We start from the raw sequence: 14,023 nt of genomic DNA, 5'->3' as shown, positions 1-14,023 counted from the left end.
TAAAAATAGCCAAAATCTTTTAGATAAAACCTATTATTTATAAATATTTAACTTTACGATTTAGTATAAATTAATTACATTCTTTCAAATATTCGCTGACTATTCGCTCCGATTCAAATACAGAATCAACTATTTCCTTTGTAGTAAATTTAATAAGTGAAATCGCTACTGAATTTTTTAAAAATTCATCAGTAATTTTATATAATTTTTCATAACTAAGATTTTTCACGCCTAAGTCCTTAAGGGTACATGGCATACCGATGGAATTATAAAACTTAATATAACTTTTAAGTTCATCAATTTTTTTCAAGTATACGAATTCTACCAAAGAAGCATATCCAATAACCAAGCCGTGAAGAATTTTATTAACTGGTTCAATCCCTAAAAGAATTTCATCTAAAATATGTGACAAAAAGACGCAGCCTATTGATCGATAAGCTCCACCAGAATATGAACATGTGCTAACAACCCATTCAAATTCTTTAGTAATAACTCTACGCTCCATAGATTCTATTGCACTTTTAGAGTATTGTAATAAAATATTAATCATCGTTTTTACTTCTGCCAAAGCATTTCGATCTATTGAATCAATCAAATTCAGATGTTCAAGCATATGTATCATTTCAAGACTATTACCTAGGTTATCACCAATTGCAGCAATGAGAGTGATTACTGGAGCATTTACAACAATTTCAGTATCAAGAAGAACTACTTCAGGGGGATAAGCCATATTCCATATGTCAATCATTTTAGTTCCATTTTCATTATAAAAAACACTCATTGATGATGCCGAAGCATTGGAAGCAATTTGAGTTGGACACATAACAACTTTTGGTCTATTATACGGATCAATAGAAGTAGCTGCTGCACGAACAATATCAAGAACTTTACCCCCACCAATACAAACTAAAATATCTGCTTTAAATTTTTTTGATTCTTCAGCTAATTTTTCAACATTTTCATAACTCACTTGAACGCCTTCATAATCCAAAAATTTGTATTCAAGTGAAACATTATCAATATTAGGAAATGTGAGAGAGCACATTAATGGAATCTTCTGTCCTAGAGGAGAATAGCTTCTTTGATAAATACTGATTGAATTTTCAAGACTTTCTCTCACCGTTTTAACAGTCGCTTCAGTAATTGGTCCACAGCCCGTAACAATAAGGTATCTATTACCTAATCCGAGTGTTAATCTTTTGATCTCCTTTAATACTCCTTTACCGTACGTGAAGGAAGAATTGCAACTAAAATCATAATAATTTGCCATATCCAGTCCCCTCTTTTATTTCATTAAAATTATATAATTCATAATATTATTCCAGTCCTTAAGTATTCTTCAACACCTTAAACAAGAAATAAGAAAAAAACAACATTTTTTATAAAATAAAAACTGTAGCACAATACATACTTTTAAGATAAGTATTAACATCATTAATTATCATCAAAATTATAATTAATTTACTTCCAAGTTGCAATTTTATCAACCGGTAATCTAAGAGAACTATAACCCGTTTCATTTGCTTTTCCAATAGAAATAATCAAGATTGGTTCATATCTATTTGGATCTAAATCAAAAGTTGTCGCTAATTGATCTGCTTCAAAACCACTCATCGGATTTGTATCGTATCCATGTGCTTTTGCAACAAGCATCAATTGCATCGCTGCTAAGCTACCATCTATTTTCACAACTTCAATCATTTCTTGCCTTGACAGTCCCTTATAATGAGGAATAAGTGTAGACATCTGCTGTTCTTTCACTTCTTGAGGCATCTTTCCAGCAGCAACTGCTGCTCCAAAAATATCTTCGCTTAATTCATAACATTGCAAATCTCCAAAAATCAAAATCATAGCTGAAGATGTATCATTTTGTTTTGTATTAAAACGAATTAAAGGTTTTAATTTAGCTTTTGCATTATCACTTTCAACAACAACGAAACGCCAAGGCTGCATATTAGCTGAAGAAGGAGCTAAAACTGTTTCGCTCAAAATATCTTGCATTTCTTCTTGCGATATTTTTACTGTTTTATCATATTCTCTTATTGAATTACGCCCTCTTAAAATTTTTTCAAAATCATTTTCTTTAAATATATTACTCATATCAATATCCTCTTTTCAATATAATATTTGAAGCTACAAAAAAATAATATATTATCTTTCCATCTCATTTTTAGAATTTTCATATAAAATCTTCAATGTTTCTGATAATATATTAATTTTTTCAGAATCAATTCCTTTATAAAGTTGTATTGTCAATTCTTTATTTCCAGGCATACAAGTTGAAAACATTTCTTTCCCTTGTTCAGTTATTTTAACTAATACTTCTCTATTATTATCTGGATTACGCTTCCTTTCGATGAATTTATGCTGTTCTAAAATTTTCAAATGTCTAGTTATCGCAGCACTGTCTATGTTAATTGATTGTTGAAGACTGCTTTGCAAAACAGTTTCACCTTCACTTAATAATACCAGCATCTGGTACCTAGTAAGACTAACGCCTGTTTTTTTTTCGAAATTTTGAGTAATTTGATTTCCTAAAGTTTTTAGAAGAAACAAAATTTGTCCATATTGCTTATTCGATATTCCCATAATTCACCTCTTTTCATTGACTAATCCATCATTGATAAGTCAATGATATATCTAAAAAAATATAATTTCAAGTATTTTTTTTAATATAAAAACTATTATTATCATTTTGAATTCTAATGAAGTAAATCAATTTTTGTATCTATCACTAATATTTTTGAACTACCATCAGATCATTTCACGTGATTTTCTAAATTCATTCTTCCATAATTCTAGCAAAATAATTTCATTTAATTTACCGTGAGTGTTGGTAATACTAGCCTGTTGTAACAAGGTTTGTTCCGTGAATAATTCTACATCTGCGTCAGTAATCACGGGGGCCTTCCCAATTAAATCGTCAATTTTTTTTATCAATTCTTGATGTGTGATTCCAAGTACATCAAGAGCAACCTGAAGTTTTTTATTACCATTTGATTTCAAATAATCTAAATATGTCCCTAATAGAAAACCATTGGCTTGCCCATGAGGAATATTATAATGAACAGTATAAGCATAACCCATCGCATGAACAATTGTAACTCCTGTATGTGAAATAACAATTCCACCAATCATTGAGATGTAAAGTAATTGTTTTCGTAATTCCAGCGAATAATTTTTTTGGGATAATTGATCAATGATTTCTCCAAATAATTTCATTGCACTTAATGCTAACATATCAGAATAATTTGTTGCTCTATTCGATAAGAAACCTTCAAAACTATGTGTAAAAGCATCAATTGCTGTATAAATAGCAATATCATTTCTAAGCGTCTCAGTATACTTTGCATCTATTAGAGCAAATTTGGGAAAAGTTAAATCAGGAGACCCAAAACTCATTTTAATTCCCAAATCTTGACGATAAAGTACACTATATGGAGTAACTTCACTCCCCGTTCCTGCTGTTGTTGGAATAGCAACAATTGGTAATGCTTTAGAAAAATGATTAGAAAATAATTCTTCTCTGGTAATGTCATCAGCACAAAGTACTGCAATCGCTTTAGATGCGTCTATTGGACTACCCCCACCAATACCAATAATAAAATCAGCATGAATTGATTTCCCATATTCTGCTGCTGCTTCAACCATTTCAATAGTTGGATCGTTTGTAATTTGATTATAAATATGAAATGAAATATTATTTTGTTTCAAAATATTAATTACATCAGACTCTGCTCCACTAATTTTTGCTGATTTTCTACCAGTTACTAGTAAAGCGGTTTTTCCTAAAAGCCAAGCTTCCTGATTATTCTTTAATACCTCAAAATCAATAAAAACTTTTGTTGGCATAAAAATTGTGTTCATTGTAGTTATTTCCTTTCGTTTATTTAAACTATTATAATTTTTGATCCAAGAAAAATCCTTCTGGTTCTTATAATAATCATAACTAAAAAATGAAATAATAAAAGTATTACATGACATAAAAATTAAAATTTATAGTTTAGAAAGCGTTTAAATGCTATTTATCATTGTAAAATAAAAAAATTATATATATTTAATCAAATAAGAAAATAAAAAATTATAATAACATTTTTTTATATTACATTCAATTACAAAACTAACAGTTATAAATAAATAACCATAAATTGAAACTGTAAAAATCTCTTAGAAAACATTTCTAAAGGATAGTATCGTAATCACAAATCTAAAAAGAAAAGTAATCAACTATAAAAATTACAAAATTATCAATTTACTCAGAGCAATGGTTTAATTATATAGAAACTAATATTAATAACAACATAAACCTTGAAAAACCAATAAGGATGTATTCCATCAATAAATCTTCTTTTCAGATTATATTTTTATTATTACAGCGCACAATCATAGATTAATGTGAAAAGCATTTTTGAAAGTTCGCTTATATCATGAAAAATTCCTTATTTTCCCGAAAAAATTCATATTATATATCAATTCAGAAGCAATTGTAATCTCTAATTCATGTGCTAAATAAACCCGTATTAAAGGAAATTTCGCTGTCCTAACTTATTTACGAAATAATATAATTCTAGGAGAAATCTTGATTTAAGATAATCAAATAGGTAAGTATAAATTCATTTTTGAACAATATAACTAACTCATTCCTTTATTTAAGCAAATTTATGATACGAATGATTAAAGAAAAAATATCAATATGCGAACAACCAGAAAAAATATATTATTTCATTACATTATATAGAACACTAATACATTAAAATTAGTTTTATTGTGACATCAGACACATTTATAATTAAGCCAACTTGTTATTTTAGTGAATGCTAAAATAAAATTACTGATTATGACAAAAAAATACACAATGAATGATCTAAGAAAGAGTATAGAACTGAAGTTGTTTGACAATGTAGAAATTTACAAAATAGCATGTAAATTTGATTACTCGATATTTATTTAATCATTTTCACATCATTTCCCGTAAATCATGAATGTTAACTAAGAGACTGAGAATACAGTCCCAGCCTCCTAGTTTATGAAAGAATCAATATTAAAATTAATAGCATCTATGATTTGGCAAGAAATAGAGAAATTTTTATTATATATAATCTCAAATAAAAAATATCAATAAAAATGAAAAAATTACTAGAGTTTCAACTTTAATCTTAAATTAAGAATTTCGATAAATTCCAATACATTTCGTGTTTGGATTTGAGTGAAATTTAACTATTATTGTGACACAAAAACTATTCAATTTTTGCTCTGACTAATAGATTTCCCATTACTTCCAATGACTTCCTTATACCATTCAAATGACTTTTTCTTTGTGCGTTTTAATGTACCATTTCCATTATCATCAAGATCTATGTGTATAAATCCATAACGTTTACTCATTTCACCAGTAGAAGCACTTATCAAGTCAATACATCCCCATGGCGTGTATCCTAACAAATCAACACCATCCTCAAGTGCAGCTTCCATAGCTTGAATATGACGAGCTAAATAATCAATTCGATAATCATCATTAATTGTTCCATCATTTTCAATTTTATCTTTTGCTCCAAGCCCGTTTTCAACAATAAATAGAGGTACTTGGTAACGATCATATAATTCATTTAATGTAATCCTAAGCCCAATTGGATCAATCTGCCATCCCCAATCACTAGATTCAAGAAACGGATTTTTAGCTCCTCCCAAGATATTTCCTGTAACATTATCCACATTTTTATCTGTAATGTTTTGAACAACCGAAAGATAATAACTAAAACCAACGTAATCAACAGGATTAGCTTTTAAAATTTCTAAATCTCCATCTTCAATATCTAAAGGTTTTACTCCCCTTTCTTTAAATATTCTCTTAGTATATGCAGGGTATTTTCCGCGTACTTGTACGTCTCCACAGAAATAGTTAAAATCTTGATTTTGAGTTAATGATGCAAGCTGATTAATGGGATTACAATCATAACTGTATGTTGTGGCATAAAGAAGCATACAACCTACCATCAAATCTGCATCTAATTCATGAGCTTTCTTAACAGAAAGAGCGCTTCCTACAAATTGATGATGTAAAGCCTGAAAAATATTTTGACTTTCTTTTGCTCCAGTTGATGCAATCAAACCTTGGCTCAGTGCAGGAAAATGAAGACCAGAATTAATCTCGTTAAAAGTCAACCAATACTTTACCTTTTTATGATATCTAGTTAAAACTGTATCAGAAAAATGTCTATAAAAATCAATCAATTTACGATTTTTCCAACCACCATATTTTTTTGCTAAGTTTAATGGCATTTCATAATGTGATATAGTCACAACTGGTTCAATATTATACTTTAAACATTCGTCAATTAATTTATCATAAAATTTCAACCCTGCTTCATTTGGTTCAAACTCATCACCTTGTGGAAAAATTCTCGACCATGCAATTGAAAAACGATAGCATTTAAATCCCATCTCAGCAAATAATTCTATGTCTTCCTTAAAACGGTGGTAATGATCAATACCTTTGTGATTTGGATAAGTATATTTTTTCGATTCAAGCTTCCAAGAAAAACTGTCTGCACCAACAATTGAAAAACGTTGCTTTCCTCCAGGTAAAACATCTGAAATAGATAATCCTTTGCCATCTAAATCAAATGCTCCTTCTAATTGATTGGCTGCTGTAGCTCCACCCCATAAAAATCCTTCTGGAAATCCCATAAATTCCTCCTTAATATTAATATGACTATTGAATGAAAATATTCATCATATAATCATTTATTTTTGATTTTAGTTATATTATTTTTTATTTAAACAAGAGTAAATAACAATTCTCCTTTTTCTATACTTTTTTCTTTTGATAGTTTTATACTCACAAAATGAGCCGTATTAGTTACAATCACTGGTGTTACCAAATTAAATCCCTCTTCTTGAATAGCTTTAATATCAAATTTGAGCAAGACATCTCCTTTTTTTACTACATCTCCTTTTGCAACAGTGGTACTAAAATATTGTCCTTTTAGATCAACTGTTTCTATTCCCACATGAATTAAAATTTCTACTCCATCATTTGATACAACACCTATTGCATGATTTGAATCTGTTGTAACTAATATTTTTCCATCAACAGGAGAATAAACAATTCCTTCATCAGGAATAATTGCAATGCCTTCCCCCATAGCTTCACTTGCAAAAACTTCGTCAGGAACATCTTTCAATTGAATAATTTTTCCTGATAATGGGCTAAATACCTTTTTTTTCTCTATTAACATATTTACTGAATTATCAATTGTTTCATCGCTTATTTTTACATTAGAACTTTCATTTTTTTTCACTTCACCAGTTGTATCTTTATATAAAACAAATGTAGCAATAAAAGAAGAAACTAAAGTAATCATTAACGTTACAATCCCTAACGTAAGATTACGCAGTCCATCTCCACCGATCATCTGAATCACAGATAATATTGATGGCGCACCTCCCATTGCGTATGTTACTAAACCAGTTATTCCAGCAAATAAGCCCCCAATAGCAGCTCCTATCATGGCTCCTATCATTGGAGTTTTATATTTCAAAGTGATTCCATACATAGCAGGCTCTGTTACTCCTGCAACAAGTGCTGAAACTCCCGAAGCAAATGCCGTTGTTTTTATGTTCTTATTTTTCGATTTAAATCCGACTGCAAGAGTTGAAGAACCTTGAGCAATATTTGAACAAAACATTGAAACAGTAATTAATGCTTCATAACCCACACTAGTGAATGTAAAAATAAAGAGAGGCATTAAAGCATAATGCATTCCAGACATTACAATAAAAGGGAATGTTGCAGATAATAACATAATAGCTATCCAGCCTGCTTTATCATAAAGTAATGAAATAGCAGAAGATAGATAATTTCCTACAATAGTACCCAACGGACCAACAACTACAAGTACAATTGGTAATGATACAAGAATAACAATTAATGGTTTTAAGAAAATTTTCACCATATCTGGACAAATTTTATCTGCAATTTTTTCAATATATCCCATGATTGGAACCATCATTAAGATTGGTAAAACAGATGCATTATAAGATGCTGCAGTTACTGGCAGTCCCAAAAAAGATGTATTTCCTTCTGCCAATAAGGCTACTAAATTGGGATGTAATAAAACGCCTCCAATAGCCATAGCTACGAATGGATTCATTCCAACTTTTTTGGCTGAGGTATATGCCAACATAATAGGCAAAAAATAAATAACTGTATCTGCCATAGTAGATAAAATAATATAGGTGCTACTACTATCATTAATTAAATTAAGCAATTTTAATATTGCTAACAATACATTTATCATTCCGCAGCCTAATAATGCTGGTAATAATGGAGTCATGCTTGAAGATATAAAACCTATAATTCTAGATACAATACTTTCTTTTTCTTCACTTTTTTTTTCGGTCACTATGTCGGCTCCATTAAACTTATTAACCTTCGTTATTTCTTCATAAACTTTATCAACATCATTCCCAATAACTACTTGAATTTGTCCACCTTGTTCTACAACTCTTAATACTCCATTAATTCGTTCTAACTTTTCTTTTTCAACATTCTCTTTGTTTTTCACCGAAAATCTAAGTCTAGTCATACAATGCCCTAAACTTTGCACATTTTTTTCTCCACCCATACACTTCAAAATATTCTTTGCTGTTTCTGAATAATTTAATACCATGATTACTTCTCCTCCATTTACTTAAAATATTTCAAAACTTTGTATCAATTTCATTTTTTTCATTCCTCCAACTTTATTTTCTCTAAAATAAAAAATGCAGGTAATACCTTGACAATTAATCCTCAATAATTGAGTTGTTAATATGTCAAGGTATTGCCTGCATTATCAGTCACAATCCTATCATCCACAAAGTAAACTATTTTCTTTCTTCATTTGTTACTCTTTCAATATGCAACATTAAATAAAGCAATTCTTCTTTATTAAGTTCAAATTTATATTCTTCATATAAAAAATCAGCAATTATTACTGAGCATTGATAAACTTTTGGATATTTTCTCTTAACTACAAAATAAAAATCTTTTTCAACATTCTCAAGATGTTCTTTTCTATTAAATAATCTCTGCGCAAAAAATTTCAAATGAGTGATAAATCTTTGATAATTTATACTATCTTTATCTATTTTTTTTTGAAAACTCAATTCAATAATATCAATGATTTTTAGAATAAACTTTGAAATAATAGCAATTTGACCTTTATTTGTATTATTCAATTGATTTCCAATAAAATGATAAGCAAAAAATGCGCTCTCATTATTGCTTGCATTAATTCCAAATTTTTCGTTTACAAGTTCTACTGCTTTTTCCCCAGCATTAAATTCTTTCGGATAGGAATTCTTAATGTCCCATAACATGGGATTAGGAACAGAAATACCATTTCTTTGTCTATCTACAGTACCATGTATATGATCACATAATGAAAAAATAATTCCATCTGTTACATCCAATTGTAAATTTTCTCTCGCATAATTCACAATTTCTTCTGCAATATCCATATATTCTTTAGAAATTGTGGAAAGTAAATTTTGAATGTATTCACTTTCAAATTTGTCTTGAGGAGTAAAAATTCTTTCTATGGTGTTTAAATCAATTTCTTGTCCTTTTTTTCTTTGAAACCCAATACCTTTACCTCTAACTATTATTTCTTGATCATCATTATTTTTAGAAATCACTAGATTATTATTTAAAATTTTAAAAATGACCAATGTTATCACCTCCCATAATTTGCATAAAAAATAAAAAAAACAGGTCAAAACTACACAAATGTCTCACAAAGGCATTTAAGTAGTCTTGCCTGAATTATCAGTCACAATCCACAAAAAAATATCTAAAGTAAATCTATCACAACTTAGTAAGCGCTGTCAATATTTTTTTATAAAAACATTTTCTTGTTTCAGTATAAAAAAACTACACTTTTGAATATTTTATCTGAAGCTAAAATATTTGTTATTAAATAATAAAATCGAAAAAAACTCCTATATTTCCAACTATAATGATGACATTGCAAGCGTTTCTCTCCAGAAAATTAATACATTTGTTTGAAATTACAATCATTGATATCATATAAAAACGCAGAACAACAAAAAATATAGAATTTTTTCAATAGTTTAGTTTACCATATTAGTCACAATTCGTTATAACATATCACAGAATAATAAAAATAATTAAATAGCCAAATCAAATTTTAATTGTGGTAAAACAGGTTTATAATTTAAAATTTCAAAATCATCAATTTTAATTTTATAAAAATTTGTTCCTTTATTTAAATTCAGAATTAATTTTGGCTCCAATTCCGCTGGTTTCCGATTTAACAAAATTTTAGCCTGATTGTACTGATTATCATAAATATGCAAATTATTTACTAAATAACAAAATTTACCAACTTCCCATCCAAAATGAGTGGCTATCATTAATTGCAAAGCAACATATTGTATTGCATTAATATGATGTGAAACTAACATATCATTTGATCGCTGAATCAATGTTGCATCTAAATAAATGATTTCGTGAACACGTCTTACATCAAACATGACTTGAAATGCACATGGCAATATACCATTACTTTGTTCAAAATCCTCATATTGCCATAAACTAATTACATTTCTACGATTCCAAGGATTTTCAGATAAACCTTTTAACAATTTTCTTATGATTTGATGTTTGTGGACAGTTGCTCCATATCGCATTCCAATTGTACCATTACCTATATCCCAAGCGTCCCAATAATGAACATTGTACTTATCTTTTAAAAGAGATAGAGAATTTGATTCATCTTGATAAATCCACAGTAATTCTTTAATCGCTGACTTTATTGGTATTGGCCGTAAAGTAGTTATTGGAAATTGTCCTTTTGAAAGATTATACTCGACAAAATTTCCAGTAATATATTTACTTTTTGCTTCTAAACCATTTAAATACTTTGGACGTGCTCTTTCACTATAAACTCCTTCTGTGAGAATTTTTTTTATATTTTCTTTAAAAATTTCATCTGCGTATGTCATTTTAGCACCTCTATAAATAAATTATTTACTAATTACTTAAATTTATTTTTTTATAAAAAAAAATTTTATTTGAATACTTATTAAGATAATTTCAATTTGTCCAAAACCATTATATGTCTATCCAAGAATAAAATTAATGAATTATTAGTAAATAATATATATTTATCCAAATTTTACAATTGATAAATCAACCATTGATAAATCAATTATATACTTTTTTTTTTTTTTTTCAATGGTGAGTTACATTAAATTATTAATTCATGTATAAAAATTATACTCAAATTTATTATTAAATGAAGTTTTATTACAAATAAACCAAAAAAGATCAGAATTATTATTATAAAAATACAATTTATCATTTTTATTGAAGTGATATTGTTTATTTTAAAATTAATAATAGAAACATATTTTAATAAGGATTTAATCCTAATTTTACAGCATGGTCAACTTTATCTTGTATAGGAGCAATACCTGCCATAGTAATAAAGGTAAAGGCATTACTCCTACTAATGAATTTGAATGTACTAAAAACCTTAACTTTTTATAATCAATATCTAAAACAACTGTTCCTAAATGGGTCCTAGATTCAACAACTATTGCTTTACTGTTTTTAATTTCTTGCATAATATTTGGTATTGTCCCACGAGAAATATTTGATTTATCCGTATATGTAACTATTGGTTCCAATCTATCGCCTACTTTCAGACTAATGGATTTTTTCGCTAAAAAATTGTCGCTATGCTAGTCTTTTTTAATCCATTCATCATAATATCCTCAACTCAATTTACAATATTTTGTAATTTATTTTTTAAAAAATACCATACAGAGAAATAATTATTTTATATATTCACCATATTATTTTGCTTTACTTATTGATTTTCTCTTTGATAATTAGCCTATAATTATCAAAGAGAAATTTGTAAAAAAAATAATTTTCTATAATCTAAATCGAAAAGAATTCTAATTAAAAATATGCTTCTCCTATTTGTTGAAACCTAGCATCAAATTTATAAATAAAGTATAATTATTTTAATATTTTCAATTTATTTTCCAATACAAACTTTAATTATCAAAAAATATTTATAAATTAATTTAGAAAAGAGTGTAGATAAAAAATGAAATTAGAAAAAGTAACATTAAAAAATTATAAATCCTTTGGAGAATCAACAAATCTTTATTTAGGCAAAGAGAATGTAGTATCAATAATTGGAAAAAATGAGTCGGGAAAAAGTAACCTCTTAGATGGCCTATCTATTTTGTCATTTACATCAATCCCAAACGAATACACAAATTTTCATAAAACAAATAGATCACTTAGTGAAGAGAGTACTATTTTGACGATATTATTGTCTTCAAATGCTAATGAAACAAAATTACTAGACGTAAAAACAACTAATACTAAATTAATTTTTTCAAGTGATAATAAAATTGTAACTATCAAATTATTAGAAGGAGGAATAGTTGAATATTTTGAAAAAAAAGAATTTGAAAAATTACTTTTTAAAATAGAAGAACCTGTTAAAAATAATCAAGTAACTCTTTCAAATCAAATTTCCGATTACAAATTAAAGATTAATCATTTAAAAAATGCTAACAAATTTATTCTTAAAAATTACAAATCACACTTAGAATGGTTGAAAAATAATATTGGTGAAAAACTAGAAAATACTGCAAAAAAAGAATATTTTAATTTAATTGATCAAACATTGTCATATTTTAAAAAATGTTATATTCTATTACCAAAATTTTTTAAATATAAGGAAATAAACTTTAAAAACTCGTATGTATTGAATGATGATTTTTTTAACGGTATTGAAACAAAAAATCCTGAGATTGTCACCTTTTTAAATGCAATAAATATTAAAATTACAGATTTAAAAATGGCTATAAGAACAGATGGAGTTGGATCAGATATGAGAGATAAAATTTCTGATGCAGTCAAAGAAAAAATAGAAAAACCTTTTGGTAAGTTTTATACCGTTGAACCGATAAGAATTAAAACTGAAATTTTTCCAACTTCTTTGTCAATACAAATAAATTCGGGCAGCGGCAACATGCATCTTTCCGAACGAAGTAATGGATTAAAATGGTATCTTGGCTTTTTTATATCACTTTTAGCTAATGGACTTATTAATAAAAATGTTGTATTCCTTATTGATGAACCTGGTACACGGCTTCATGTTGAAGCACAAAAGAAACTACTAGAATTATTTAATGATGGTTTTATTATTGGAAAAAATAATCAGATAATCTATACTACACACTCACCATTCATGATTGATAAAAATAATGTAAATTCTATTAGAGTTGTTGAAAAAATTAAAGGTCAAAGTAAGATACTAAAAGTTTACTCCGATGATATTGATAGAGCTTCTCGTTTAGAAACACTATCTCCCCTTTTAAATGCAATAGGTATGAGTTTATCAGATAATATTGGATTTGATGTTTCTAAAGTAAATATTATCACTGAAGGCATTTCTGACTATATCTATTTAAGTGCAATGAAATATTTACTAAACGCTGACGAATGTGTAGTAATCCCAGGAAATGGAGCCGACAACTTAGAATTAATGGCAATGATTCTTTGGGGGTGGGGATTAAAATTTGCAGCAATCTTTGATGATGATCGAAAAGGGAGGAATTCTGCAAAAAAATTAATGACCAAATTTAATGAAAATTCTATAACTCACTTTCCAAACCAATCGAATGTCATAAGCATTAATATAAATTTTTCTGATGACCGAGATGATACCATTGAAAAATTAATTTCAGAAAAAGATTATGAATTATTAGGTATGAAGTACAACCAAATTGATAAAAATTCTAAACAAAACAAAATCCTACTCGCCCATAATTTTTATAATAAAATTGTTAAGGAAAATGTTGAAATTTCTGATGAGACAACCAATAATTTTAATCAAATATTTGAACATATAAAAAAAATTATTAATTTTTAATATAAAAACCAGAAATTTGTACACGAATACCCTAATATCATTTAGTATTTATATAC

Annotated in this window: 10 protein-coding genes; 1 reads left to right on the top strand and 9 read right to left on the bottom strand. The window is 27.7% G+C overall.

Annotated elements, in window-relative coordinates:
* Window positions 1–70 precede the first annotated feature (70 nt).
* The 9 genes from HOY35_RS01125 to HOY35_RS01085 form a co-directional block, all read right to left on the bottom strand.
* Complete coding sequence (locus HOY35_RS01125) at window positions 71–1,270, bottom strand: iron-containing alcohol dehydrogenase family protein (RefSeq protein WP_172210181.1); 1,200 nt, start codon at window positions 1,268–1,270, stop codon at window positions 71–73.
* 191 nt (window positions 1,271–1,461) lie between these two features.
* A complete protein-coding gene (locus HOY35_RS01120) occupies window positions 1,462–2,100 on the bottom strand; it encodes a nitroreductase family protein (protein ID WP_172210180.1) in 639 nt (212 codons plus the stop codon).
* Between the two features lie 51 nt (window positions 2,101–2,151).
* Window positions 2,152–2,589 (bottom strand): MarR family winged helix-turn-helix transcriptional regulator, encoded by a 438-nt coding sequence (locus HOY35_RS01115; RefSeq protein ID WP_172210179.1) that lies wholly within the window; start codon window positions 2,587–2,589, stop codon window positions 2,152–2,154.
* A 165-nt stretch (window positions 2,590–2,754) separates the two neighbouring features.
* A complete protein-coding gene (locus HOY35_RS01110; RefSeq protein WP_172210178.1) occupies window positions 2,755–3,867 on the bottom strand; it encodes an iron-containing alcohol dehydrogenase in 1,113 nt (370 codons plus the stop codon).
* 1,374 nt (window positions 3,868–5,241) lie between these two features.
* Window positions 5,242–6,687, bottom strand: a complete 1,446-nt coding sequence (locus tag HOY35_RS01105; protein ID WP_172210177.1) for a glycoside hydrolase family 1 protein — start codon at window positions 6,685–6,687, stop codon at window positions 5,242–5,244.
* 89 nt (window positions 6,688–6,776) lie between these two features.
* Entirely contained in the window at window positions 6,777–8,672 is a 1,896-nt protein-coding gene (locus HOY35_RS01100) for a beta-glucoside-specific PTS transporter subunit IIABC (protein ID WP_172210176.1), read from the bottom strand.
* 196 nt (window positions 8,673–8,868) lie between these two features.
* Window positions 8,869–9,714, bottom strand: coding sequence for a BglG family transcription antiterminator LicT (gene licT / locus HOY35_RS01095; RefSeq protein ID WP_172210175.1), 846 nt, complete (start codon window positions 9,712–9,714; stop codon window positions 8,869–8,871).
* Window positions 9,715–10,173: 459 nt separating this feature from the next.
* Entirely contained in the window at window positions 10,174–11,010 is an 837-nt protein-coding gene (locus HOY35_RS01090) for a thymidylate synthase (RefSeq protein WP_172210174.1), read from the bottom strand.
* Between the two features lie 432 nt (window positions 11,011–11,442).
* Window positions 11,443–11,715 carry a helix-turn-helix domain-containing protein gene (locus HOY35_RS01085; protein WP_283770035.1) on the bottom strand — a complete coding sequence of 91 codons (273 nt, stop codon included), beginning with the start codon at window positions 11,713–11,715 and terminating at the stop codon, window positions 11,443–11,445.
* A gap of 410 nt (window positions 11,716–12,125) precedes the next feature.
* Between HOY35_RS01085 and HOY35_RS01080 the strand changes: the two genes are divergently transcribed.
* Window positions 12,126–13,967: an AAA family ATPase gene (locus tag HOY35_RS01080; protein WP_172210172.1), complete on the top strand. Its 1,842-nt coding sequence runs from the start codon at window positions 12,126–12,128 to the stop codon at window positions 13,965–13,967.
* Window positions 13,968–14,023: the final 56 nt, after the last annotated feature.

The sequence above is a fragment of the Enterococcus sp. MMGLQ5-1 genome, assembly GCF_013155265.1.
GTDB lineage: Bacteria > Bacillota > Bacilli > Lactobacillales > Streptococcaceae > MMGLQ5-1.
Note: the sequence above shows the minus strand (reverse complement) of the source record. Positions and strands in the feature narration are given on the sequence as shown.

What these genes read in the sequence shown, in the direction of transcription:
- HOY35_RS01125 (WP_172210181.1), bottom strand. Translation starts at nt 1,270, where the DNA reads ATGGCAAATTATTATGATTTTAGTTGCAATTCTTCCTTCACGTACGGT.
- HOY35_RS01120 (WP_172210180.1), bottom strand. Translation starts at nt 2,100, where the DNA reads ATGAGTAATATATTTAAAGAAAATGATTTTGAAAAAATTTTAAGAGGG.
- HOY35_RS01115 (WP_172210179.1), bottom strand. Translation starts at nt 2,589, where the DNA reads ATGGGAATATCGAATAAGCAATATGGACAAATTTTGTTTCTTCTAAAA.
- HOY35_RS01110 (WP_172210178.1), bottom strand. Translation starts at nt 3,867, where the DNA reads ATGAACACAATTTTTATGCCAACAAAAGTTTTTATTGATTTTGAGGTA.
- HOY35_RS01105 (WP_172210177.1), bottom strand. Translation starts at nt 6,687, where the DNA reads ATGGGATTTCCAGAAGGATTTTTATGGGGTGGAGCTACAGCAGCCAAT.
- HOY35_RS01100 (WP_172210176.1), bottom strand. Translation starts at nt 8,672, where the DNA reads ATGGTATTAAATTATTCAGAAACAGCAAAGAATATTTTGAAGTGTATG.
- HOY35_RS01090 (WP_172210174.1), bottom strand. Translation starts at nt 11,010, where the DNA reads ATGACATACGCAGATGAAATTTTTAAAGAAAATATAAAAAAAATTCTC.
- HOY35_RS01080 (WP_172210172.1), top strand. Translation starts at nt 12,126, where the DNA reads ATGAAATTAGAAAAAGTAACATTAAAAAATTATAAATCCTTTGGAGAA.